At 62.7% G+C, this 23,046-nt stretch carries 23 protein-coding genes; 14 read left to right on the top strand and 9 right to left on the bottom strand.

Annotated elements, in window-relative coordinates:
• The first annotated feature begins 140 nt into the window (after positions 1-140).
• Positions 141-851, top strand: coding sequence for a TetR/AcrR family transcriptional regulator (locus F7R19_RS03155; RefSeq protein WP_150979343.1), 711 nt, complete (start codon positions 141-143; stop codon positions 849-851).
• Positions 848-1,432, top strand: coding sequence for an LOG family protein (locus F7R19_RS03150; RefSeq protein ID WP_150979342.1), 585 nt, complete (start codon positions 848-850; stop codon positions 1,430-1,432). Before F7R19_RS03155 ends, F7R19_RS03150 begins: the two co-directional genes overlap by 4 nt.
• A gap of 117 nt (positions 1,433-1,549) precedes the next feature.
• Here the strand turns inward: F7R19_RS03150 and F7R19_RS03145 are convergent, their stop codons facing one another.
• The 8 genes from F7R19_RS03145 to F7R19_RS03110 all read right to left on the bottom strand — a co-directional run bounded on the left by F7R19_RS03145 (position 1,550) and on the right by F7R19_RS03110 (position 7,770).
• Positions 1,550-2,047, bottom strand: coding sequence for a diacylglycerol kinase (locus tag F7R19_RS03145; protein WP_150979341.1), 498 nt, complete (start codon positions 2,045-2,047; stop codon positions 1,550-1,552).
• Entirely contained in the window at positions 1,974-3,092 is a 1,119-nt protein-coding gene (locus tag F7R19_RS03140) for a glycosyltransferase family 4 protein (protein WP_150979340.1), read from the bottom strand. Before F7R19_RS03140 ends, F7R19_RS03145 begins: the two co-directional genes overlap by 74 nt.
• Before the next feature lie 91 nt (positions 3,093-3,183).
• Positions 3,184-4,170 carry a UDP-2,3-diacylglucosamine diphosphatase gene (locus tag F7R19_RS03135; RefSeq protein WP_061957849.1) on the bottom strand — a complete coding sequence of 329 codons (987 nt, stop codon included), beginning with the start codon at positions 4,168-4,170 and terminating at the stop codon, positions 3,184-3,186.
• A 99-nt stretch (positions 4,171-4,269) separates the two neighbouring features.
• Complete coding sequence (locus tag F7R19_RS03130; RefSeq protein WP_150979339.1) at positions 4,270-5,313, bottom strand: esterase/lipase family protein; 1,044 nt, start codon at positions 5,311-5,313, stop codon at positions 4,270-4,272.
• Positions 5,310-5,849: an RDD family protein gene (locus F7R19_RS03125; protein WP_061957796.1), complete on the bottom strand. Its 540-nt coding sequence runs from the start codon at positions 5,847-5,849 to the stop codon at positions 5,310-5,312. The genes F7R19_RS03130 and F7R19_RS03125 overlap by 4 nt, the downstream gene beginning before the upstream one ends.
• A gap of 136 nt (positions 5,850-5,985) precedes the next feature.
• Positions 5,986-6,759 (bottom strand): DUF3106 domain-containing protein, encoded by a 774-nt coding sequence (locus F7R19_RS03120; RefSeq protein WP_150979338.1) that lies wholly within the window; start codon positions 6,757-6,759, stop codon positions 5,986-5,988.
• Between the two features lies 1 nt (position 6,760).
• A complete protein-coding gene (locus tag F7R19_RS03115) occupies positions 6,761-7,207 on the bottom strand; it encodes a DUF3619 family protein (protein ID WP_150979337.1) in 447 nt (148 codons plus the stop codon).
• Positions 7,204-7,770, bottom strand: a complete 567-nt coding sequence (locus F7R19_RS03110; RefSeq protein WP_061957799.1) for an RNA polymerase sigma factor — start codon at positions 7,768-7,770, stop codon at positions 7,204-7,206. Before F7R19_RS03110 ends, F7R19_RS03115 begins: the two co-directional genes overlap by 4 nt.
• 376 nt (positions 7,771-8,146) lie before the next feature.
• Here F7R19_RS03110 and F7R19_RS03105 point away from each other — a divergent pair, with 376 nt between their 5' ends.
• From F7R19_RS03105 to F7R19_RS03075, 7 genes are all read left to right on the top strand, one after another.
• Positions 8,147-9,910 (top strand): acetolactate synthase 3 catalytic subunit, encoded by a 1,764-nt coding sequence (locus F7R19_RS03105; RefSeq protein ID WP_150979336.1) that lies wholly within the window; start codon positions 8,147-8,149, stop codon positions 9,908-9,910.
• Positions 9,911-10,402, top strand: a complete 492-nt coding sequence (gene ilvN / locus F7R19_RS03100) for an acetolactate synthase small subunit (RefSeq protein WP_008643328.1) — start codon at positions 9,911-9,913, stop codon at positions 10,400-10,402.
• 131 nt (positions 10,403-10,533) lie between these two features.
• On the top strand, positions 10,534-11,550 hold the full coding sequence (gene ilvC, locus F7R19_RS03095) for a ketol-acid reductoisomerase (RefSeq protein WP_042884644.1): 1,017 nt from the start codon (positions 10,534-10,536) through the stop codon (positions 11,548-11,550).
• Between the two features lie 262 nt (positions 11,551-11,812).
• Positions 11,813-12,466: a phosphatidylserine decarboxylase gene (locus F7R19_RS03090; RefSeq protein ID WP_061957801.1), complete on the top strand. Its 654-nt coding sequence runs from the start codon at positions 11,813-11,815 to the stop codon at positions 12,464-12,466.
• Between the two features lie 34 nt (positions 12,467-12,500).
• Positions 12,501-13,403, top strand: a complete 903-nt coding sequence (gene pssA / locus F7R19_RS03085; protein ID WP_061957802.1) for a CDP-diacylglycerol--serine O-phosphatidyltransferase — start codon at positions 12,501-12,503, stop codon at positions 13,401-13,403.
• 69 nt (positions 13,404-13,472) lie between these two features.
• The gene (lysM, locus tag F7R19_RS03080) at positions 13,473-13,976 is read left to right on the top strand and encodes a peptidoglycan-binding protein LysM (protein WP_150979335.1); all 504 of its coding nucleotides are present in this window, start codon (positions 13,473-13,475) and stop codon (positions 13,974-13,976) included.
• Between the two features lie 303 nt (positions 13,977-14,279).
• The gene (locus tag F7R19_RS03075; RefSeq protein WP_061957804.1) at positions 14,280-15,821 is read left to right on the top strand and encodes a 2-isopropylmalate synthase; all 1,542 of its coding nucleotides are present in this window, start codon (positions 14,280-14,282) and stop codon (positions 15,819-15,821) included.
• A 141-nt stretch (positions 15,822-15,962) separates the two neighbouring features.
• Here F7R19_RS03075 and F7R19_RS03070 read toward each other — a convergent pair whose 3' ends face one another.
• A complete protein-coding gene (locus tag F7R19_RS03070) occupies positions 15,963-16,502 on the bottom strand; it encodes a hypothetical protein (protein ID WP_150979334.1) in 540 nt (179 codons plus the stop codon).
• A 214-nt stretch (positions 16,503-16,716) separates the two neighbouring features.
• On the opposite strand from F7R19_RS03070, the gene F7R19_RS03065 reads away from it, so the two are divergent.
• The 5 genes from F7R19_RS03065 to tpiA all read left to right on the top strand — a co-directional run bounded on the left by F7R19_RS03065 (position 16,717) and on the right by tpiA (position 23,032).
• Positions 16,717-18,000: a branched-chain amino acid ABC transporter substrate-binding protein gene (locus F7R19_RS03065; RefSeq protein WP_211922705.1), complete on the top strand. Its 1,284-nt coding sequence runs from the start codon at positions 16,717-16,719 to the stop codon at positions 17,998-18,000.
• A 150-nt stretch (positions 18,001-18,150) separates the two neighbouring features.
• Positions 18,151-18,420: a 30S ribosomal protein S15 gene (gene rpsO / locus F7R19_RS03060; protein ID WP_061957806.1), complete on the top strand. Its 270-nt coding sequence runs from the start codon at positions 18,151-18,153 to the stop codon at positions 18,418-18,420.
• Positions 18,421-18,847: 427 nt separating this feature from the next.
• Entirely contained in the window at positions 18,848-21,016 is a 2,169-nt protein-coding gene (pnp, locus tag F7R19_RS03055) for a polyribonucleotide nucleotidyltransferase (RefSeq protein WP_061957807.1), read from the top strand.
• Positions 21,017-21,153: 137 nt separating this feature from the next.
• A complete protein-coding gene (locus tag F7R19_RS03050; protein ID WP_061957808.1) occupies positions 21,154-22,158 on the top strand; it encodes an NAD(P)H-quinone oxidoreductase in 1,005 nt (334 codons plus the stop codon).
• Positions 22,159-22,294: 136 nt separating this feature from the next.
• Complete coding sequence (gene tpiA / locus F7R19_RS03045) at positions 22,295-23,032, top strand: triose-phosphate isomerase (RefSeq protein WP_084004055.1); 738 nt, start codon at positions 22,295-22,297, stop codon at positions 23,030-23,032.
• Positions 23,033-23,046 lie beyond the last annotated feature (14 nt).

Below are 23,046 nucleotides of genomic sequence, written 5' to 3'. Positions count from 1 at the left end.
TCGATTGTGGTGTCTTGGCTGAATTGTCTGAATCGTAGAATGCTTGGAAGGTCCGCAGCGCACACGTCACATGCCGTCGGCCGGCCCGCCCACTGTGCTTATAATCCGAATCCTGCAGATACAAAGTCCGTCCGATACCCATGGAAGCCAAACCGCAAGCCGGTCCGCGCCGCACCAGAGACCGCATCCTGGATGTTTCGCTACGTCTGTTCAACGAACTTGGCGAGCCCAATGTCACGACCACGACGATTGCGGAAGCCATGGAGATCAGCCCTGGCAATCTGTACTACCACTTCCGCAACAAGGACGACATCATCAACTCCATCTTCGTGCGCTTCGAGCAGGAAATGGAGCGCCGGCTCAAGATGCCGGAGGACCATAAGGCCACGCTGGGAGAAAGCTGGGGCTATCTGCAGTACATGTCGGAGTTTCTTTGGAACTACCGCTTCCTTTATCGCGACATCAACGATCTGTTGGCGCGCAACCGGATGCTCGAAACCAACTTCAAGCGCATCGTCGAACAGAAGAAGCGCTTTGCGCTGGAAATCTGCCGGCAGTTCCAGGAAGACGGCGACATGGAAGCCACGCCGGAGCAGGTCGACGCCGTCTGCACCAACATCGTGGTGATTGCCACCTACTGGCTGTCGTTCCAGTTCGTGCAACATCCGCGGCAATATAACGATCCCGAGCAGATCCGCGGTTATCTGCATGGGTCGAGCTATCACATTTTCTCGATCCTGGCGCCGTATCTGCGCGGCAAGGCACGCGAGGCATTCGACCAGCTCGCGCGCGAATATGCGACGCAAAAGGCCGAAGCCGAGGCCGCCAGGGCCGAAAAGGACAAGAGATGAAAGCGGTTTGCGTGTATTGCGGGTCGAGCCCCGGTGTTCGGCCCGAGTATGCCGAGGTGGCCAAGGTGCTCGGCAAGACCATGGCGGAACAGGGCCTCGCGCTGGTCTATGGCGGCGGCAAGGTCGGCCTGATGGGCATCGTGGCGGACAGCGTTCTGGCCCACGGCGGCATGGCCATCGGCATCATTCCCGATGCGTTGATGCAGAAGGAGGTGGGACATCGCGGCCTGACCGAACTGCACGTGGTGCGCAATATGCATGAGCGCAAGCAGATGATGGCCGACCGCGCCGATGCATTCATCGCCATGCCCGGTGGGGTGGGCACCTTCGAGGAACTGTTCGAGACTTTCACCTGGGCGCAGCTCGGCTATCACGACAAGCCTGTCGGATTGCTCAACGTGGCCGGCTTCTACGACGGCATGCTGGCTTTCCTGAGCCATGCCGTCAGCGAAGGTTTCCTGAAGCAGGTCCATGCCGATATGCTGCATGTTTCGAGTTCGCCGTCGGGTTTGCTCGGCAAACTGGCGGCCGCGCCGCGCGTGCGCGTCGACAAGTGGCAGGCGGCGCGCGAAAAGACCTGAATCGCCGAAGACCCACGACCGGCGGGACGGTTTCACGCCGTTGCGCTGCGGAGCCGTCGCCAGACCAGAACACACCCCAAGGCTGCACGCCAGCGCTTGGGGTGTTTGTTTTGCGGGCTAGCTCGCCAGCATCCCGATCCAGCGCACCACGTGCGGTCCGCCGATGGCGATCCATGTGCCGCCGCACAGGATCAGCGCCAGCATGACCGCCGCACTGCCAAAATCCTTCGCACGCTTCGACAGGCTGTGGCGTTCCAGCGAGATCCGGTCGATGGCCGCTTCGACACTCGAATTGAGCAGCTCCACGATCAGGACCAGCAGCAGCGTGCCCAGCAGCAACACGCGCTCGACCACCGACACCGGCAGGATGAATGCGCACGGCGTGAGGATGATCACCAGCGTCAGTTCCTGCCGGAAAGCGCTTTCTTCCAGCACGGCATAGCGCAGGCCCGACATCGAGTTGATGGCGGCATGCCATGCCCGCGTCAGGCCGCGGTTGCCTTTGTGGGGATTGTTGGCGATCGAATATTCCGATTCCACTTCAGCGGCCACCTGCGTGGTGGTCGGCCGGTGCAGCGACGGATCGGGCGGTAGCGTGGGATGGGGCTTGGCCATGATCGGGTGCGACGGGAGATGCCGGATTGTCGGATCCGCCCACTGTCGCCGACAGCGGACGCAGATGTTTGAGGAACTGCTCGGAGGCCGCGCGCCACGAAAACTTCTCCGCGTGGGCGCGTGCCGTCGCGCGGTCGATGCGCAACGCCTCCAGACATGCCTCTCTCAGGTCCTCATGCATGACGCCGGCCGGACTGTCACCCAGCACATCGATCGGCCCCGTTACCGGGTATGCCGCCACAGGCAGGCCGCTGGCCAGCGCTTCCAGCAATACCAGCCCGAAGGTGTCAGTCCGGCTTGGAAACACGAAGACATCTGCGGAAGCATACACCCTGGCCAATTCCGGTTGCTTCAGCACGCCGAGATAGTTGGCAGATGGGTAACGGGCCTTCAGCGCCGCCAGCGCCGGGCCATCGCCCACCACCCATTTCGATCCGGGCAGATCGAGCTGGAGAAACGCCTCGACGTTCTTTTCCACCGCCACACGTCCCACGTACAGGAAGATCGGATGCGCGGTGTTTAAAACGTTCGCTCGCTGCGCCGTGAACACGTCCAGGTCAACGCCGCGCGTCCACAGTACGCCGTTGGTAATGCCAAAGCGCTGCAGGTCGTCCAGTACCACCGGGGTCGGCGCCATGACCGCGCGCGCCGCGCCATGAAACCAGCGCAAGAATCGATAGGTCCAGGCCAGCGGAATGCCGAAGCGCGCCTGTACATATTCCGGAAAGCGCGTGTGATAGGCCGTGGTGAAAGGCAGCTTGTGACGCAGCGCATAAGCGCGCGCGGCCAGCCCGAGCGGACCCTCCGTAGCAATATGCAAGGCATCGGGCTGGAACGCGTCGATGCGCCGACGAACCTTTGCCGAAGGCAGGATCGACAGGCGGATCTCGGGATAGGTGGGGCAGGGGATCGTGCGGAATTCCAGCGGGGTGAGCAGATTTACTTCGTGGCCCATGGCTTCGAGCTCTCGGCGCGTGGATTTCAGCGTGCGCACTACGCCATTGACCTGCGGTTCCCACGCGTCGGTGACGATCAGGACTCTCATCGGAACTCCTTGCGGCGGCTGTGCCGTATGTGGTGAGGCGCCGCATCGCGCGCCTGCATGGCGGGCGCGCGATGCGGGGTGGGAATGGCGGTCAGGCGGCGACGTTGGCGGCGCGACGGCGGCGGCCGGCGGGAGCGGGCGGATCGAGCAGCGTGGTCCAGTAGACGATCTTCAGTTCGCCTTCCATGGTCTCGACCAGGGCGGACAGGCTTTCCACCCAGTCGCCGTCGTTGCAGTAGAGCTGTCCGTTCACGTCGCGGATTTCGGCCTTGTGGATGTGGCCGCAGACCACGCCGTCGCAGCCGCGGCGGCGCGCTTCGTCCACCATCGCGTGCTCGAACGAGTTGATGTAGCTGACGGCGTTCTTGACCTGATGCTTCAGGTATTGCGACAGCGACCAGTAGTCGAATCCAAGCCGCGCCCGCACGCGATTGAAATGCCGGTTCACGGCCAGGATCATCGTGTACAGCGAGTCGCCGAGGTAGGCCAACCATTTGGCGTGCTGCACCACGCCGTCGAACAGGTCGCCGTGCACCACCCAGAGCCGCTTGCCCGTGGCGGTGACATGGACCGCGTCCTCACGCACGGTGATGTCGCCGAACGCCATGCCATCGAACTGGCGCGCCGCCTCGTCGTGATTGCCGGGCACGTAGATCACCTCGGTGCCCTTGCGCGCCTTGCGCAGCAGTTTCTGCACCACGTCGTTGTGGCTTTGCGGCCAGTACCAGCCACGGCGCAGTTGCCAGCCATCGATGATGTCGCCAACCAGATAAAGCACGTCGGATTCGTTGTGCTTGAGAAAGTCGAGCAGATACGTGGCCTGGCAACCGGGCGTGCCGAGATGGATGTCGGACAGCCAGATGGCGCGATAGCGGTGCGTGGGCGGTTCAGGCGAGGCAGGGAGCGTGGCGGGGTCGGCGGGCTCGCGCAGCGATGGAGGCGCGGCGGACCTTTCCGTCGGGGGCGGCATGAATGCGGCCAGTGCCGCGGACATCGAGAGCGTTGGGTCGGGCCTTCCACGCAGACGTTGCGTAACCCTGGTCAAACTTATGCGAGCAGATCGGATGGCTTGAACCATGACGGCCCCGGTATCGGCGATGGCAGCATTGGGCCAGCGCGTCATGACGAAGCCGTGACGGAAACATGAATGTCACATGAATGCTGAACTCCCGGTGAATCAGGGCGGCGCCACTGCGTCGCGCAGCGCCGCTTCGCGACGCAATATCGTCAGCGCGGCCAACGTTGCATCGATCGCGCGGCGGTGGCGCAGCAGGGACACATGGCCGATGCCATCCAGCGCGAGATGGTGGGCGCCGTCGAGCCAGGAGGTGCCGGGCGGGCCGGCAATGGAATCGTGCCAACTGAAGACCGACACGATGCGCGAGCGCATCGCCGGTGTTTCGGCGGCTGCCAGCGCCACCAGCCAGGGGCTCTGCCAGCGCATTTGCCGCGCGTTGTGACCGCTGCCGAAGCGCGCCAGCGCGCAGCCGTGGTGTGGGCTGCCCAGCGTGACGATGCCTGCGCAGGCGTCGAGATCGCCCGAACGGGCGGCCAGCACCTGCGCGGCGCGCGCGGCCAGCCCGCCCATGCTGTGGCAGACCAGCAGCGGAGCGCGGCCGCTGCGCGCCTTGATCGCGCGCATGCGTTGCTGCAACTGCACTGCGTACTGGTCGATATTGCCGAGCACCGGCGTCAGGTCGATACCTTCGCAGCAGTAACCGGCCTCGGCCAGTGCGGGCGCCATGTCGAGCCAGATCGCATGGTTGCAGCCGTAGCCATGCACCAGCAGCACCGGCGGCGCATCGGGCAACGGGTGCGTCGGCGGGGCGAACGAAAGTCGCGAGTGGAAAGGCTGCAGCCAATTGAACATGCGAAAAACCGCGCGGTATTCGGCGAGAAAGCACACCACCGCGGATCGCAGATCAAGCGATGACCGGCGCGCGATATCGCCCGGCATGTGGGGCTGCATTGGGGCCGGGCCGTCGGCTCGCATGTCGGCGGGCGGGCGCTGCGCCATGGGGATGCCGAAGCCGCCGAGCGTGACGGCGAACGCGAGCGCTACGCTGGCGCCGAAAATCAGCAGAACCACCACGATGCCGCCGCCCAGCGCCAGCGGCCACGGCCAACCTGTCACGCTGCTCAGGCAGGCGGCCACCGCGCATGCGCTCGCAGCCTGCACCAACACGGCGGCCCGGCGCAGCGCGGCGGCCGTGAGGTTCATGGCTGCGGCTGGCGCAGATCCGTCAGGCGGGTACCGGCCAGGCGATCATGGAGAAACTGCCGTCGCGGGTCCAGCCAGGCCAGCGAAATCCAGATCGCCAATCCGGCGGCCAGGGCACCGATGAACGGTCCCTTGGTCAGTCCCAGCGCATGGCCCACCGCGGCTGCCGGTGGCAACCACAGCCACGCCAGCACGAAGCGTAAAACCGCCTGCGACCAACGCGGCGGCCTGCCGTGCGCATTCTCCAGACGGATGCGCCAGGTCTGCATGGCCAGCGTCTGGCCGTTTCGCTGCCAGAACCAGGCGAAATAGAAGCCCATCACGATGAACATCCACGCCTGGTCGATATAGGGACGGTCGATTCCCGCGCGCTGCAGCAGCGGCCGGACCGCGACATAGACCGCACTGGCCGCCATCAGCACGCCAAACAGCAGGACGCCTTCGTAGAGCATGCATAGCAGCCGACGGCGCAGCGGTGGCGTGCGCAGCGGCATTGTGGTGGATCGGGAGTCGGCGGCAGGAGTCGCGGCGGGCATGGCGCAAGGCGGTCAGGTGAAGCGGCCATTATGCCAAAGCGGCGACGGCAGGATGGCCGCTTCGGAGGGTGCGCCGATGTGGGTGGATGCTTTCGGCGCCGACGTCACCGGTGCGACGCCGCGAAACACCGGGCGCTTACTGACGCTGGGAATCGGTCTGGTTGAAATCGGTCGCGGCCTCGCCGTTGACCGGCGGCGACAGCGCCGGTGTCGGCGCAGGAGCCGGGGCGGCGGGGGGCGCAGCGACGGGCGCAGGGCTGGCAGCGGCCGCGCCACTGACGGTCTGCACGACCGGTGCCGATGCGGAAATCGCCTCCGGCTCGCTGGCCGATTTCGTTTCCGGTCGACGAATTTGCCGGGCGGTGTCGGCCGGCGGGCGCTTGCCGGACGGCAAGGCGCTGACGGCTCCGGGGCGTCGCGGCACTTTTTCCGCCGCGGCCAGCTTCTTCTTCTGCTCTTCAGGCAACTGCTGGTATCGATCCCATGCCTCGGCCTTCTTCTCGGGCGGCAGCGTGCGCGTGATCTGATAGTTCTCGCGGGCCAGACGGCGCTGCTGGGGTGTCATCTTGACCCAGTCGGCCATGCGTTCCTGCAGGCGCTTCTGTTCCTCGGGCTTCAGTTTCGGATACAGATCCGCAATGCGCTGCCACTTGCGTCGATTGAGTTCGGGGATGGTGTCCCAGAGCGGCCGCAGCGGCGCGAGCACCTGTTGATGCGTGGTCGACAGCTCGGACCATGTCGGATGCGCATTGAGCACCGGACGCGCTGCGGGCTGGCTGGCGGCATTGCCCTGCGCTTGGGCCACACTGATCACAACATCGGCGCCCAGTGCAGCGACCGTCAGCCCGGCTGCGCAAAGACTGGCGAGCCGGCGACGGAAGGCGTCGGTACGGGAAGGTGCGCGTGCCATCTTATTGATCGCGATCGCGTTTCAGGAAAACGTGGAAGCCCTGATCGGCGTAGGCAGTCGGCGGCAGATCGTCGAGCAGCATCGCCGCATCGACGTCGGCCAGTTCCTCGACGCGCTGCTGCTGCTGCCAGTGGTAGATGCCCAGCAGGCCGGCGCCCAGCGCCACCAGCGTCCACACCAGCGCCAGCTTGCGCATCCATGCACCGGCCCGGTGCAGCGGCGAATCGTCGTCGTCGTCGTCGAAGGACAGGCTGTGCGAGACGCCCGGCAGCGCGAGCTGCGGCACGTGCGCGCGCGCCTCGGCCTTCTTGGCGGCCAAGGCCATGCGCCGCGCCGCCGCCAGGCGCGCGGCAATGTCTTGCGGCACCGCCTCCGCCGAGGCATCAAGTGCCAAGCGGATCTCGTGGGCGATGCGCCGTTCCTGGATATCTCGTTCGTTTCTGCTCATAGTCGGACTCCCCGCGCGCGCAAGGCCTGTGCCAGAGTGTGCGTTGCACGGGAACAGTGCGTCTTGACGCTGCCTTCCGAGCAACCCATCACCGCTGCGGTTTCGGCCACGTCCATATCCTCCCAGTAACGCATCAGGAAAGCCTCGCGTTGACGTGTCGGCAGACGTTGAATTTCCTGCTCGATGATGTTCATCACCTGGGACCGCTCGACCTTGTCGGCGCTGCTTTCGGCCGATTGCGACCCGGCCTGCGCCTCCAGCGTGTCGAGCAGGTCATTGTCGTCGCCGTCGCGTTCGTCGCGCAGGTTCGAAAACAGCGTGACCCAGGTGTTGCGGACCTTCTGGCGTCGGAACCAGTCGTGGATCGTGTTCTGCAGAATGCGCTGGAACAGCGGCGGCAACTCGGCGGCGCTCTTGTCGCCGTACTTTTCCGCCAGCTTGATCATGGCGTCCTGCACGATGTCGAGTGCGGCCTCGTCGTCACGAACGGCGAAAACCGCCTGTTTGAAGGCGCGGCGCTCGACACTGGCGAGAAAGTCGGAGAGTTCCTTGTCGGTGGCCATGCAGGCAGAAACAGCGGTTGGGCGCAAAGCCGGGCCGAATGTGCCGCGTAAGGCCTGCGGCGTTCGGGAAGTGTCTGCGATGCTAGCAAAAAATAGGTGACTTGGGCCACTGCTGTATTCAATTGCAGACATGGGGCGAAGAGCCGGAACGGCAAATGTGTCGTGTCAGCGCGCCGCGGTGGGGCGCCAAAGCAAAAAGTTCATTTACCGCGCTGGTGCGTTGCAGTATCATCGTCGGTTCACGACATCAGTGGTTGTCTCATCGGACCGCTTATGAGGCGGTCTTCTCATGCAGACGCGCACCGCTTGAACCCGAGCCACAAGCCCGGCAGAGAGCATCCAAACAATTTTTTGCCGAAAATTGCAAAGGACTGAAATGAACATGCCCAGCGCGGAATTCTCCCACGCAGACAGCAATTCATCCTCCGCTCGCGAAATGATCGGAGCGGAAATCCTCGTCAACGCACTTGCCGAAGAAGGCGTCGAATACGTCTGGGGTTATCCCGGCGGCGCAGTGCTTTATATCTACGACGAGCTCCACAAGCAAAAGAAATTCGAACACATCCTGGTGCGCCACGAGCAGGCCGCCGTGCATGCCGCTGACGGCTATGCACGCGCGACTGGCAAGGTGGGCGTCGCCCTGGTGACTTCCGGTCCGGGTGTGACCAATGCCGTCACCGGCATTGCCACGGCCTATCTGGATTCGATTCCGATGGTGGTGATCACCGGCAATGTGCCGACCCACGCCATTGGCCAGGATGCATTCCAGGAATGCGACACCGTCGGCATCACGCGTCCGATCGTCAAGCACAACTTCCTCGTGAAGGACGTGCGCGACCTGGCCGCGACGATCAAGAAGGCGTTCTTCATTGCCGCGACCGGCCGCCCCGGCCCCGTGGTGGTGGACATCCCGAAGGACGTGTCGCGCAACGCCTGCAAGTTCGAGTACCCGAAAACCGTCGACATGCGTTCGTACAGCCCGGTGAACAAGGGTCACTCGGGCCAGATCCGCAAGGCCGTGGCACTGCTGCAGGCTGCGGAGCGTCCGTATATCTACACCGGCGGCGGCGTGGTGCTGGCCAACGCGAGCGACGAGCTGCGCGAACTTGCCGCACTGACCGGGCATCCCGTCACCAATACGCTGATGGGCCTGGGTGCATTCCCGGGTACGCACAAGCAGTTCCTGGGCATGCTCGGCATGCACGGCACGTATGAAGCCAATATGGCCATGCAGAACTGCGACGTGCTGATCGCCATCGGTGCACGTTTCGACGACCGCGTGATCGGCAACCCCGCGCATTTCACGTCGCAGGCGCGCAAGATCATCCACATCGACATCGACCCGTCGTCGATCTCGAAGCGCGTCAAGGTGGATATTCCCATCGTCGGCAATGTCAAGGACGTGTTGCAGGAACTGATCGCCCAGATCAAAGCCAGCGACGTCAAGCCCAAGCGCGAGGCGTTGGCCAAGTGGTGGGACCAGATCGAGCAATGGCGTTCGGTGGATTGCCTGAAGTACGACCGCAACTCCGAAATCATCAAGCCGCAGTACGTGGTCGAAAAGATCTGGGAACTGACCAAGGGCGATGCCTTCATCTGCTCCGACGTTGGTCAGCACCAGATGTGGGCCGCGCAGTTCTACAAGTTCAACGAGCCGCGTCGCTGGATCAACTCCGGCGGCCTGGGCACGATGGGCGTTGGTCTGCCGTACGCAATGGGCATCAAGAAGGCATTCCCGGACAAGGAAGTCGTCACCATTACCGGTGAAGGCTCGATCCAGATGTGCATTCAGGAATTGTCTACCTGCCTGCAGTACGATACGCCGGTCAAGATCTGTTCGCTCAACAACGGCTACCTCGGGATGGTGCGTCAGTGGCAGGAAATCGAGTACGACAACCGTTACTCGCATTCCTACATGACCGCGCTGCCTGACTTCGTCAAACTGGCCGAAGCGTATGGCCACGTGGGCATGCGCATCGAAAAGACTTCCGATGTCGAGCCTGCGCTGCGCGAAGCCTTCCGACTCAAGGACCGCACCGTGTTCCTGGACTTCCAGACCGACCCCACGGAAAACGTGTGGCCGATGGTTCAGGCCGGCAAGGGTATCTCCGAAATGCTGCTCGGCGCGGAGGACCTGTAAATGCGACACATCATCTCGGTCCTGCTGGAAAACGAACCCGGCGCGCTCTCGCGCGTGGTGGGACTGTTTTCGGCGCGTGGCTACAACATCGAAACGCTGACGGTGGCTCCCACCGAAGACGCGTCGCTGTCGCGGATGACCATCGTCACGACCGGCTCGGATGACGTGATCGAACAGATCACCAAGCATCTGAACCGTCTGGTGGAAGTGGTCAAGGTGGTCGATCTGACCGAAGGCGCACACATCGAGCGCGAGCTGATGCTCGTCAAGGTGCGCGCCGTCGGCAAGGAGCGCGAGGAAATGAAGCGCACCGCAGACATCTTCCGTGGCCGCATCATCGACGTGACCGAAAAGACGTACACCATCGAGCTGACCGGCAACGGCGGCAAGCTGGATGCGTTCCTCGATGCCATCGACCGCACCGCGATCCTGGAAACCGTCCGAACGGGCGGATCCGGTATCGGCCGCGGCGAACGCATCCTGAAGGTCTGACGGGCGCCCCCGGCAGCACGGCCACAAGCCGACACGCAGTATCCCGATGCGGCATGACGCCCCCGAGCCATCAGGCTTGAACGTCCTGCCGCCACCCCTATACGAAGATTTGAGAAATTGAAGGAACTATCATGAAAGTGTTTTACGACAAGGACGCCGACCTCTCCCTCATCAAGGGCAAGAACGTCACCATCATCGGCTATGGCTCGCAAGGCCACGCCCACGCGCTGAACCTGAAGGATTCGGGCGTGAACGTGACGGTCGGTCTGCGCAAGAGCGGCGCGTCGTGGAACAAGGCCGCGAACGCCGGCCTGCAGGTCAAGGAAGTGGCCGAAGCGGTCAAGGGCGCGGATGTCGTCATGATTCTGTTGCCGGACGAGCAGATCGCCGACGTGTACAAGAACGAAGTGCACGACAACATCAAGGAAGGCGCAGCGCTGGCCTTCGCACACGGCTTCAACGTGCACTACGGCGCCGTGATTCCGCGTGCCGATCTGGACGTGATCATGATCGCCCCGAAGGCCCCGGGCCACACGGTGCGCTCGACGTACTCGCAAGGCGGCGGCGTGCCTCACCTGATCGCCGTGCACCAGAACAAGTCGGGCGCTGCGCGTGACATCGCACTGTCGTACGCCACCGCCAACGGCGGCGGCCGCGCCGGCATCATCGAAACCAACTTCCGCGAAGAAACCGAAACCGACCTGTTCGGCGAGCAGGCCGTGCTGTGCGGCGGTACCGTGGAACTGATCAAGGCTGGTTTCGAGACGCTGGTGGAAGCCGGCTATGCGCCGGAAATGGCCTATTTCGAGTGCCTGCACGAGCTCAAGCTGATCGTCGACCTGATCTACGAAGGCGGCATCGCCAACATGAACTACTCGATCTCGAACAACGCCGAGTATGGTGAATACGTCACCGGTCCGCGCGTTGTGACCGAAGAGACCAAGAAGGCCATGAAGCAGTGCCTGACGGACATCCAGACCGGTGAATACGCCAAGAGCTTCCTGCTGGAAAACAAGGCAGGCGCGCCGACGCTGATTTCCCGCCGTCGCCTGACGGCCGAGCATCAGATCGAGGAAGTGGGTGCGAAGCTGCGCGCGATGATGCCGTGGATCGCCAAGAACAAGCTGGTCGACCAGTCGAAGAACTAAGCACTACGGGCCGCGCGCGGCCCCTTGCCTCTGGCGAGGCGCCGCGCCAACCCGCCGCAGCCGCCCAGTCCGCCCCCCGGTCTCCTGCGTTTGAGGAGACATTTCGGCGGAGATTGGGCGGCTTTTTGTTATCCTTGTCGGACTTTTTCAGGCGCAGGCCTGATTTTTCCTATATTGCGCCTCGACGGCCCTTTATTTGATGTGCGCGCGGTTGTGCACACCCGGATTGTCGAATTTACGCGAACAACAGAACAACGCTTGCATGAACTATCCTCATCCGCTGATCGCCCGTGAAGGCTGGCCGTTCCTGGCCGGCGCATTCATCATCTCGTTGCTCGTCCATGCGAGCGCGGGTTTCTGGTGGGCGTTGCCGCTGTGGATTATCACGATTTTCGTGCTGCAATTCTTCCGCGATCCGCCCCGGCCGATTCCGTCGGCGCCGAATGCGATTCTGGCTCCCGCCGACGGCCGCATCGTCGTTGTCGAGAAGACCCAGGATCCCTATGCCGGGCGTGAAGCGCTGAAAATCAGCGTATTCATGAATGTCTTCAACGTGCATTCAAATCGCGCGTCGCTCGATGGCAAGGTCGAAAAGCTCGAGTATTTTCCGGGCAAGTTCGTCAATGCGGATCTGGACAAGGCGTCGCTCGAAAACGAGCGCAACGCCGTGGTGATCCGCCGCGCCGCGGACGGTCAACTGGTGACGCTAGTGCAGGTGGCTGGCCTGGTGGCCCGCCGCATCCTGTGCTACACCAAGGTGGGCGACACGCTATCGCGCGGTCAACGCTATGGTTTCATCCGTTTTGGTTCGCGCGTGGATGTGTATTTGCCCGTGGATGCACGTCCGCGTGTGACGATTGGCGAAAAAGTGTCGGCATCGTCGACAGTGCTCGCCGAGCTTGACGTCCAGGCCTGAGCGGCCCTGGATCGGATAGCGACAGGAGACCGGCATGGGTGCCTTCAATCGACGCAACAAGCGGGTCAGCAACGGCAACGTGACGCATCTGCGTCCGTTTCGCCACAATCAGCTGCGCAATGATCCCGCGTACGACGCGGACGAGCATGACATCGAGTATGTGCGCCCGCGCCGCCGGGGCATTTACCTGCTTCCTAATGCATTCACAACGGCCGCGCTTTTCGCCGGTTTCTTCGCGATCGTGCAGGCGATGAACATGCGGTTCGACGTGGCGGCAATCGCCATTTTCGCCGCGATGGTGCTGGACGGCATGGATGGCCGAGTGGCGCGCATCACCAACACGCAGAGCGCGTTTGGGGAGCAGTACGATTCGCTGTCCGACATGACGTCGTTCGGCGTTGCGCCCGCCCTGGTGATGTATGAATGGATTCTCCATGACCTTGGCAAATGGGGCTGGATTGCCGCCTTTGTCTACTGCACCTGCGCCGCGTTGCGCCTGGCGCGCTTCAACGCCAACATCGGAGTGGTCGACAAGCGCTTTTTCCAGGGTTTGCCGAGCCCCGCTGCGGCGGCGCTGGTGGCTGGCTTTGTATGGCTGGCCATCGACAACAAGCTGCCGGTAAAGGAATTGTGGATGCCCTGGGTGGCGTTCGCGATCACGCTCTATGCCGGCCTTTCGATGGTGTCGAACGCGCCGTTCTATAGCGGCAAGGCGCTCGATGTGCGATACCGCGTGCCATTCGGCATGATGGTGCTGGTGCTCGTGCTGTTCGTCGTCGTGTCTTCCGACCCGCCGGTGGCATTGTTCGGCCTGTTCGTGGCCTACGCGATTTCCGGGTACGTGTTGTGGGGCTGGCGTGCGATTCACGGTCAGCCGGGCGGCGTCAGCAAGCCTCGCTCGGGCGGCGCCGGGAACGGTTCAGGTAGCGGAAATTGATTTGTCGAGAAAGGGGCGCCGTGTGGCGCCCTTTGTTTTTGTCGTGTTACCCACCCTAAGGAGAATGTCATGGGCATGTTCGACTTCATCAAGGAAGCGGGAGAGAAGCTGTTCGGCAAGGGCGAAGCCAAGGCGGCGCAGGATGCGGCCGTGGCCGAGCCGACCGCCAATGACAAAAGCGAGGCTGCGAACCGCGCCGCCGGCTACGCTATCGAGGCCTATATTGCAAAGATGGGATTGACCGCAACGGGCTTGACGGTGACCGTGGACGGGGCGCAAGGCAAGGTAACCGTGTTTGGTGTGGCGCCCGATCAGGCGACGCGGGAGAAGATCATCCTGTGTTGCGGCAACGTCGAAGGCGTCGAGTCGGTGGAAGACAAGATGTCCGTCAATGTCGAGACGGCAGAATCGCAATGGCACACGGTGGTGAAGGGCGATACGCTCTGGGCGATCGCCCAGGTCGCATACGGCAATGGCGCCGAATACAACAAGATTTTCGAGGCCAACAAGCCAATGCTGACTCACCCCGACAAGATCTATCCCGGCCAGAAATTGCGGATCCCGCCAAAATAATGCGCCCACTGGATTCCAAAACAAGTCGGTTGCACGCTTGCCGCAAACCGGCTATAGTCGCCGACATGATTTCGCGCCAGACCCTACTCGCCCGCACCACCCTAGGTGGCCTACTAGGCCATCAGGTCGGGACGCGCGCGCGCTGAGGGAATGCCATAACGCCCTAGCGCGGAAATCACCAGGATTTTTCAACGCCCCGGCCTGCATCCATGCACGCCGGGGCGTTTTGCATTCTGAATCGAATGCCCCGCGGCGGGACAGCGCGGTACACAAGCATAAAGGCACAGCCCAGGAGCTTCACAAATGTCTGACAAACTGATCATTTTCGATACCACCTTGCGTGACGGCGAACAATCGCCGGGCGCCTCCATGACCCGCGAGGAAAAGATCCGCATTGCGCGTCAACTGGAGCGCCTGAAGGTCGATGTGATCGAAGCCGGCTTTGCGGCAAGCTCCAACGGCGATTTCGAGGCGATCCGCTCGATCGCCCAGGTGGTGAAAGACTCCACGATCTGCTCGCTGGCTCGCGCCAACGACAAGGATATTGCCCGCGCCGCCGAGGCGCTGAAGCCCGCCAACTCGTTCCGCATCCACACGTTTATCGCGACGTCGGCGTTGCACATGGAGAAAAAGCTCCGCATGACGCCGGATCAGGTGTACGAGCAGGCGCGTCTCGCCGTGCGTTTCGCGCGCCAGTTCACTGACGACATCGAGTTTTCGCCTGAGGACGGCAGCCGCTCGGACATGGACTTCCTTTGCCGGGTGCTCGAAGGTGTGATCGCTGAAGGCGCGACCACCATCAATCTCCCCGATACCGTGGGCTATGCCGTGCCGGAAGGCTATGCGGCACTGATTCGCTCGGTGCGCGAACGCATTCCCAATTCCGACAAGGCCGTGTGGTCCGTGCACTGCCATAACGATCTCGGCATGGCTGTGGCGAATTCGCTCGCCGCGGTGAAGCTTGGCGGCGCCCGTCAGATCGAATGCACGATCAACGGCCTGGGCGAGCGTGCTGGCAATACGAGCCTGGAAGAAGTTGTCATGGCCGTGAAAACGCGTCGCGACTACTTCGACATGGACGTTGGCATCGATACCACGCAAATCGTCCCGGCTTCGAAGCTGGTATCGCAGATCACCGGCTTCGTGGTGCAGCCGAACAAGGCGGTGGTAGGCGCGAACGCTTTTGCGCATGCTTCGGGCATCCACCAGGATGGCGTGCTCAAGGCGCGCGACACCTACGAAATCATGCGCGCCGAGGATGTAGGCTGGTCGGCCAACAAGATCGTGCTGGGCAAGCTTTCTGGTCGCAATGCTTTCAAGCAACGGCTGCAGGAGCTTGGCATCGAGCTCGAAAGCGAAGCGGAAATCAACGCCGCATTCGCACGTTTCAAGGAATTGGCGGACCAGAAGGCGGAAATCTTCGACGAAGACATCATGGCGATCGTCTCCGACGAGGAGCAGGAAAACGCCAACGAACACTATCGTTTTGTTTCGCTCTCGCAGCGCTCCGAAACTGGTGAGCGCCCGCATGCGCGCATCGTGTTCAATGTCGATGGCATCGAGCAAACGGGCGAAGCCGAAGGCAATGGCCCGGTCGATGCAACACTGCATGCGATCGAGGGCCGCGTAAGCAGTGGCGCCGAATTGGTGCTGTATTCGGTCAATGCCATTACAGCAGGCACTCAGGCGCAGGGTGAGGTGACCGTGCGTCTGTCGAAGGCTGGCCGCATCGTCAATGGCGTGGGCACCGATCCCGATATCGTGGCCGCCTCGGCCAAGGCTTACCTCGCCGCACTAAACAAGCTGCACGACAAGGCCGTGCAGAAGATCAACCCGCAGATCTGATCCCGATCCCTGCGATGCGATGGCGGAGCTCACGAGGCTCCGACCGTCATGGACCGCCCATCCCGTTGCGCATCCCGCAGGGCTGGGCGGTTTGTCCGTTTGCGCGAATCCTGCGATGGCACCGTGCCGGTTCAGCCCGCGTCAGCGCGGGTCCGGGCGATCGCGTAACGGGTCCGGCGTGACGAGCGTCTGACGCAACACGCCGGCATCGTCGAACATGAAGTTGAACATCGAATACCACTGATCTTCATGCAGGAAGCGATAGCTCCACGCTTCCCGCTTCAGGCGCGAGTAATATTCGATGGGTTCGCGCGGTGCACCGAAATGTTCCAGCACATCCTTCTTGGTCCACACGTTGATCTGGGCCTTGTATAGCTCGGCCGTGGTCAACATCTGGCGGAAGTTCGTCAGCTTGCCGTCGCGATCGAAATCGGCCGCGTACGAGTATTCGCCTAGCGGTTGTTTCGAGTAGAACCAGCGCGTGGTGCCGTCGTCGAGCTTGTAGACATCCGTAGGTTGGCCGAACGTTGCGGCGACGGCGCTCTGGGGTTGCCCAACGAGCTTCATGCCCGTGTCGACCGGCAAGAGCGCGGGGCCGAGCGCGCTGCAACCTGCAAGCATGGCGCCGGCCAGCGCAGTGGCGGCAGTCCAGCGACGCGCGCGCCGAGTGGGGTGGGTCATGTTCGTGAGCCTTTTTCCAAGCAGATCCTGCGATAGCCAAGAGTGTAGCCGCGCACCTCGCTCCGTGTGAACGGCAGCGCCGATTTTCGGATTCGTCTCATTTCCCGTTCGCGACGCGGTTGGTGTAATAGCGATTCCGGCGAGTTGGCAGTGATTGCGGGCGATGCGGCAACTGCCTTACCATCCCCGGTTTTGCGTGGCAACAGGAGTGGTAATGGCGGAAATCCCGAAACGCGGGCTGCGAAAATGGCTGTTGGCGGCGCTGGCTTTCGTCGCGGCGTCGGCGTTCGCGCAGGCGCCAGGCGGTGTGCCGATCCGGCTCGCCATGATCGACGGGCTTTCCGGGCCGTTTGCCAATGCCGGAGAAGCCGTTGTCCGCAACCTGCGCATTGCCGTCGAACGCATCAACGCGCATGGCGGGGTGCGGCTGCCGGACGGCACCCACCCGTTCGAACTCGTGACCTTTGACAGCAAGGGCAACGTCGACGAGAGCCTGATCCAGTTTCGCAGCGTCGTGGACAAGCGCATCTCGTTTGTCCTTCAGGGCAACAGTTCCGCTGTGGCCAGCGCGCTGGTCGCCGCCATCAACCGGCAGAACCAGCGCCAACCGGACGCACGCGTGCTGTTCCTGAACTACTCCGCTGTCGATCCGGCGCTGACCAACGAGAATTGCAGCTTCTGGCATTTTCGCTTCGATGCCAGTTCGGACATGCGCATGCAGGCGCTGACCGAGGCGATTCGCAGCGAGCGCGGCGTGCGCAAGATCTACCTGATCGATCAGGATTACAGCTTCGGGCATCAGGTTTCGCGGTCGGCGCGAGAAATGCTGGCGGCAAAGCGCCCAGACATCCAGATCGTGGGCGACGAATTCCACCCGATCGGAAAGATCAAGGATTTCGCCCCGTACATTGCCAAGATCAAGGCCAGCGGCGCCGATGCCGTGATCACCGGAAACTGGGGCAACGACCTGACGCTGATGGTCAAGGCCGCGCGCGAAGGCGGGCTGAACGCGCGCTTCTACACCTTCTATGGCAACGGGCTTGGTGCGCCGGCGGCGATGGGCGACGCCGGTGTCGGCCGAGTGCTGGCGGTGGCCGAGTGGCATCCGAACGTGGGCGGGGCTGCGTCGGACGCGTTCTATCAGGCTTTCCAGAAACGGTATCCCGACCCGCGCGACGACTACGTGCACCTGCGCATGCAGATGATGGTGGAAATGCTGGCCCGTGCCATCGAACAGGCCGGCTCCGCCGATGTGGTGGCCGTGGCGTATGCGCTCGAGAACATGCGCTTCACGAACGGATTCCACGAGGCCACGGTGCGCGCCGACGATCATCAGGTTTTACAGCCGCTCTACGTGTCGGCGATGGCCCGGCAGGGCGGGGACGTCCGATTCGATAACGAAGGCTCCGGATACGGCTTCCGGACGGTCAAGCGCCTGAAGGCGGCGCAAACGACACTGCCCACCACGTGCCGCATGGAGCGCCCGCCCCGAAATTGAGGCCAGGGCTCCGAGGCGTGTCACAGTCCTCTGGATTCGGATATAATGCGCGGCTGTCGTCCGCACGCCTCGTGCTGGCTGACGATAGTCAAAGCACGACGCCGGTGGCGCATCCCGCGCTGCAGCGTTCGCAAGTGAAAGGAAATCATCATGGCAGTTGCCGATATCAACAAGTCTGAAATCATCCAGAAGTTCGCCCGCGGCGCCAACGACACGGGCAGCCCTGAAGTTCAGGTCGCTCTGCTGACCACCCGCATCAACGAACTGACCCCCCACTTCAAGGCCAACATGAAGGATCACCACAGCCGCCGCGGTCTGCTGCGCATGGTGAGCCGTCGTCGTCGTCTGCTGGACTACCTCAAGGCCAGCGATGCCGACCGTTACCGCGCCCTGATCGAAGCCCTGGGCCTGCGCAAGTAAGGCTCTGCGGATGGCAGCACGAATCCTGCAAGAGTTGTTCGAGCACGATTTCTCGTGAGGCCGCAATGCCTGCGTCAGCATCGCTGAGGCAGGCATTTTGCTTTTCTGGCGGGCTGGTTTTTGCCAGAGTTGATTTAAAAGTGGTGTTTGTTTCACAAATCTACCGGGTGCTTTGTCCGGACGTCGTTGCGCCAAGCCGTGCGACGGAGTAAGTTACCTCGCTCTTTCTGACACCGGGCCGGCCAAGGAAATGGGGTTTTGTGTCATTCCATCGCGTACGACATCGGCATTGCCGGTGGCGCGATGGAATGGCATAGCACTTCCCTGAGACTGAGGATGGGTATTCCCGGCAGTCCGCCTGCCGCTGTGAGCGCAGGCGTTGTCCGTCGTACCGTTACGGCGGACACGCATCAATCAAGGAACGCTCATGACTATGTTCAACAAGATCGTGAAGGAATTCCAATGGGGCCAGCACACGGTCCGCATGGAAACAGGCGAAATCGCACGCCAGGCATCTGGCGCCGTGATCGTCGATGTGGAAGACACCGTGGTGCTGGCCACCGTGGTTGCGGCCAAGAGCCCCAAGGCTGGCCAGGACTTCTTCCCGTTGACCGTCGACTACATCGAAAAGACCTATGCCGCCGGCAAGATCCCTGGCGGTTTCTTCAAGCGTGAAGGCCGTCCGTCGGAAAATGAAACGCTGACCTCGCGCCTGATCGATCGCCCGCTGCGTCCGCTTTTCCCGGAAGGTTTCTACAACGACGTGCAGGTCGTGGTGCACGTGCTGTCGATCAATCCCGAAGTGCCGGCCGATATCCCGGCACTGATTGCCTCGTCGGCTGCGCTGGCTGTGTCGGGCATTCCGTTCAACGGCCCGGTCGGCGCCGCGCGCGTCGGCTACAAGGACGGCCAGTATCTGCTGAACCCGACGCGCTCGCAGATCGCGACGTCGGAACTGGACCTCGTGGTTGCCGGTACCGAGCGCGCTGTGCTGATGGTGGAATCCGAAGCGAACCAGCTGTCGGAAGAGGTCATGCTCGGCGCCGTGGTGTACGGTCACGAGCAGATGCAGATCGCCATCAACGCGATTCACGATCTGGTCCGTGAAGGCGGCAAGCCGGAATGGGACTGGGCGCCTGCCGCCAAGAATGAAGCGCTGATCGCCAAGGTTGGTGAAATCGGCCTGCCGCTGCTGCAGGAAACCTACCAACTGCGCCAGAAATCGGCCCGCAGCGCCAAGCTGAAGGAAGTCTACGCGACCGTGCAGGCGAAGCTGGTCGAAGCCGGCGTGGAAGCCGACAAGGTCGAGGTCGGCAACATCCTCTTCGACCTCGAGGCAAAGATCGTCCGTGGCCAGATCCTGGCCGGCGAGCCGCGCATTGACGGTCGCGACACGCGTACGGTCCGCCCGATCGAGATCCGCTCGTCGGTGCTGCCGCGCGCTCACGGTTCGGCGCTCTTCACGCGCGGCGAAACGCAGGCGCTGGTCGTCGCCACGCTGGGCACCAAGAGCGATGAGCAGATCATCGACGCACTGGCCGGCGAATATCGCGACCGCTTCATGCTCCACTACAACATGCCTCCGTTCGCCACTGGCGAAACTGGTCGCGTGGGCAGCCCGAAGCGTCGTGAAATCGGTCACGGCCGCCTGGCCAAGCGCGCGCTGATTCCGGTGCTGCCGAAGGACGACGAATTCGCATACACGATTCGTCTGGTGTCGGAAATCACCGAGTCGAATGGCTCGTCGTCGATGGCTTCGGTCTGCGGCGGCTGCCTGGCGCTGATGGACGCCGGCGTCCCGGTCAAGGCGCACGTTGCTGGCGTGGCCATGGGCCTGATCCTGGAAGGCAACAAGTTTGCCGTGCTGACTGACATCCTCGGCGACGAGGATCACCTCGGCGACATGGACTTCAAGGTGGCCGGTACCGATTCGGGTATCACCGCGCTGCAGATGGACATCAAGGTGCAGGGCATCACCAAGGAAATCATGCAGGTTGCACTCGCGCAGGCGCGCGAAGGCCGCATGCATATCCTGGGCGCAATGCAAGGCGCGATGGGTCATGCACGCACCGAACTGTCGGCGCATGCACCGCGCATGATCACGATGAAGATCCATCCGGACAAGATTCGTGAAGTGATCGGCAAGGGCGGCTCGACCATCCAGGCGCTCACCAAGGAAACGGGCACGACCATCGACATTCAGGAAGACGGCACGATCACGATCGCGTCGATCTCGAATGAAGGTATGGCCGAAGCCAAGCGCCGCATCGAGGGCATCACCGCTGAAGCCGAAGTGGGCAAGATCTATGCTGGCACCGTGCTCAAGCTGCTGGACTTTGGCGCCATCGTCAACATCCTGCCGGGCAAGGACGGCCTGCTGCATATCTCCGAGATTGTCAACGAGCGCGTGAAGGACATCAAGGACTGGCTGAAGGAAGGCCAGCAAGTTCGCGTCAAGCTGATCCAGGCCGACGAGAAGGGTCGTCTGCGTCTGTCGCTGAAGGCTGCGCTGGCCGAAGAGGGTGGCAGCATCAGCCCGATCGCGCCGCAGGGCGATGCGCCTGCCGCGCCTGCCTCGCCGGAGCAACAGCAGTAAGCTGAGGTAGTTGTCGTGACGAAAGCGGCTGGCGATGTCCAGCCGCTTTTTTGTTTACACTGCCGGTCAGTCTTCTATCCGCGGTTTCGCAGCCAGGCGCCGCGTGGTGCGACATACGACATTGATAAGGAGTGATCATGAAAGCCATCGAGATCCGCGAATACGGCGGCCCGGAAGTCCTTCAAGAGACCCAGCGTCCTGATCCGGAGCCTAAGGCCGGGGAGATTCTGATTCGCGTTGCGGCAGCTGGCATCAATCGTCCCGATGTGTTTCAGCGCACGGGCAACTATCCGGTGCCGCCGGGCGCGTCCGATCTGCCTGGGCTGGAAGTGGCCGGCGTGGTGGTGGGCGGCGATCTCTCCAATGCGGCAAATCGTTTCGGCCTGAAGGCCGGCGATCGCGTCTGTGCGCTGGTGCAGGGCGGTGGCTATGCGGAACTCTGTACCGCGCCGATCGAGCAGTGTCTGCCGGTGCCCGAAGGTCTCACCGACATCGAGGCCGCAGCGTTGCCGGAGACGTTCTTCACGGTGTGGAGCAACGTGTTCGATCGCGGGCAACTGGGGAAGGGTCCGCGCGGCGCAGCCGAAACGCTGTTGATTCAGGGCGGATCTAGTGGCATCGGCACCACGGCCATCCAGATCGCAAAGGCGATGGGATTCAAGGTATTCGCAACCGCCGGCAGCGACGACAAGTGCAAGGCTTGCGAGGATCTCGGCGCGGATCGCGCGATCAACTACAAGACCCAGGACTTCGTTGCCGAGATCAAGGCGCTGACCGAGGGCAAGGGCGTCGACGTGATCCTCGACATGGTGGGCGGTTCTTATCTGGCGCGCGAGCTGTCGTGCGTTGCCGACGATGGCCGCATCGTCATCATTGCGCTGCTTGGGGGCGCCAAGGCCGAAATTCCTCTCGGCGATATCCTGCGGCGTCGGATCACGGTCACCGGATCGACCCTGCGGCCGCGTCCGTCATCGTTCAAGGGCGCCATCGCGCAGGCACTGCACCAGCATGTGTGGCCACTGCTTGCGGCAGGCAAGATCAAGCCGGTGATTCACAAGGTGTTTCCTGCCGCGCAGGCCGCCGACGCGCATCGCCTGATGGAATCCAGCGAGCACATCGGGAAAATCGTGCTGACCTGGTAAGGCCGCCGAAATCGGACGAGTCAGTTGTGTCGCCGGTGGCGGTCGGCGACCCCTGCGTTTGCAATTGGTCGCTGTTGCTGGCCGCGCACGCCCTCTGCACGCTACAATAGCGGGTTTGATTTCAGAGGGGACCGTTGTGAGACAAAAGCTGGTCATCGGCAACTGGAAAATGCACGGCAGCCTTGCCGCAAATGCGGCGTTGCTGGATGCCATCAAGGCGACGCCGGCCAACGCCAAGCTGGCCGTTTGCGTGCCGTTTCCCTATCTTGCCCAATGCCAGTCGTTGCTCGCCGGATCTCAGGTGACCTGGGGAGCGCAGGATGTCTCGGCGGAGGTGCGTGGTGCTTTCACCGGAGAGGTTGCTGCGCCTATGCTGGCTGAGTTCGGTTGCGCATACGTGCTGGTCGGCCATTCCGAGCGTCGCACCTATCACGGCGAAACCGACGCGGTAGTGGCTGCCAAAGCGCTGCGCGCCTTGGAGGCCGGCATTGTTCCGGTGGTTTGCGTAGGCGAGACGCTGGCCGAACGCGAAGCGGGGCAAACCGAGGCTGTAGTGGCGCGTCAGCTTGGCGCGGTGCTCGAGGCGCTGTCTATCGAGCAGCTTGATCGCATTGTTCTTGCCTATGAGCCTGTGTGGGCGATCGGTACGGGCAAGACCGCGTCGAGCGCTCAGGCGCAGGCGGTCCATGCGGCGCTGCGCGCCCAGGTGGCGGCCAAGGATGCGGGTGTGGCGTCGCGCATGGCCATCTTGTATGGCGGCAGCGTCAAGCCCGATAACGCAGCAGAACTGTTTTCCATGTCCGACATCGACGGGGGGCTGATTGGTGGCGCTTCGCTGAAGGCGGATGATTTCCTCGCTATCGGCAACGCCTGAATGCCGGATGCGAC

This window comes from Cupriavidus pauculus, from assembly GCF_008801835.1.
Taxonomy (GTDB): Bacteria; Pseudomonadota; Gammaproteobacteria; order Burkholderiales; family Burkholderiaceae; genus Cupriavidus; species Cupriavidus pauculus.
This window is presented reverse-complemented; position numbering and strand designations above follow the sequence as displayed.

Excerpts from the sequence above, each read along its gene's own strand:
- F7R19_RS03155 (WP_150979343.1), top strand. The coding sequence starts at position 141 with ATGGAAGCCAAACCGCAAGCCGGTCCGCGCCGCACCAGAGACCGCATC.
- F7R19_RS03150 (WP_150979342.1), top strand. The coding sequence starts at position 848 with ATGAAAGCGGTTTGCGTGTATTGCGGGTCGAGCCCCGGTGTTCGGCCC.
- F7R19_RS03145 (WP_150979341.1), bottom strand. The coding sequence starts at position 2,047 with ATGGCCAAGCCCCATCCCACGCTACCGCCCGATCCGTCGCTGCACCGG.
- F7R19_RS03140 (WP_150979340.1), bottom strand. The coding sequence starts at position 3,092 with ATGAGAGTCCTGATCGTCACCGACGCGTGGGAACCGCAGGTCAATGGC.
- F7R19_RS03135 (WP_061957849.1), bottom strand. The coding sequence starts at position 4,170 with ATGGTTCAAGCCATCCGATCTGCTCGCATAAGTTTGACCAGGGTTACG.
- F7R19_RS03130 (WP_150979339.1), bottom strand. The coding sequence starts at position 5,313 with ATGAACCTCACGGCCGCCGCGCTGCGCCGGGCCGCCGTGTTGGTGCAG.
- F7R19_RS03125 (WP_061957796.1), bottom strand. The coding sequence starts at position 5,849 with ATGCCCGCCGCGACTCCTGCCGCCGACTCCCGATCCACCACAATGCCG.
- F7R19_RS03120 (WP_150979338.1), bottom strand. The coding sequence starts at position 6,759 with ATGGCACGCGCACCTTCCCGTACCGACGCCTTCCGTCGCCGGCTCGCC.
- F7R19_RS03115 (WP_150979337.1), bottom strand. The coding sequence starts at position 7,207 with ATGAGCAGAAACGAACGAGATATCCAGGAACGGCGCATCGCCCACGAG.
- F7R19_RS03110 (WP_061957799.1), bottom strand. The coding sequence starts at position 7,770 with ATGGCCACCGACAAGGAACTCTCCGACTTTCTCGCCAGTGTCGAGCGC.
- F7R19_RS03105 (WP_150979336.1), top strand. The coding sequence starts at position 8,147 with ATGAACATGCCCAGCGCGGAATTCTCCCACGCAGACAGCAATTCATCC.
- ilvN (WP_008643328.1), top strand. The coding sequence starts at position 9,911 with ATGCGACACATCATCTCGGTCCTGCTGGAAAACGAACCCGGCGCGCTC.
- ilvC (WP_042884644.1), top strand. The coding sequence starts at position 10,534 with ATGAAAGTGTTTTACGACAAGGACGCCGACCTCTCCCTCATCAAGGGC.
- F7R19_RS03090 (WP_061957801.1), top strand. The coding sequence starts at position 11,813 with ATGAACTATCCTCATCCGCTGATCGCCCGTGAAGGCTGGCCGTTCCTG.
- pssA (WP_061957802.1), top strand. The coding sequence starts at position 12,501 with ATGGGTGCCTTCAATCGACGCAACAAGCGGGTCAGCAACGGCAACGTG.
- lysM (WP_150979335.1), top strand. The coding sequence starts at position 13,473 with ATGGGCATGTTCGACTTCATCAAGGAAGCGGGAGAGAAGCTGTTCGGC.
- F7R19_RS03075 (WP_061957804.1), top strand. The coding sequence starts at position 14,280 with ATGTCTGACAAACTGATCATTTTCGATACCACCTTGCGTGACGGCGAA.
- F7R19_RS03070 (WP_150979334.1), bottom strand. The coding sequence starts at position 16,502 with ATGACCCACCCCACTCGGCGCGCGCGTCGCTGGACTGCCGCCACTGCG.
- F7R19_RS03065 (WP_211922705.1), top strand. The coding sequence starts at position 16,717 with ATGGCGGAAATCCCGAAACGCGGGCTGCGAAAATGGCTGTTGGCGGCG.
- rpsO (WP_061957806.1), top strand. The coding sequence starts at position 18,151 with ATGGCAGTTGCCGATATCAACAAGTCTGAAATCATCCAGAAGTTCGCC.
- pnp (WP_061957807.1), top strand. The coding sequence starts at position 18,848 with ATGACTATGTTCAACAAGATCGTGAAGGAATTCCAATGGGGCCAGCAC.
- F7R19_RS03050 (WP_061957808.1), top strand. The coding sequence starts at position 21,154 with ATGAAAGCCATCGAGATCCGCGAATACGGCGGCCCGGAAGTCCTTCAA.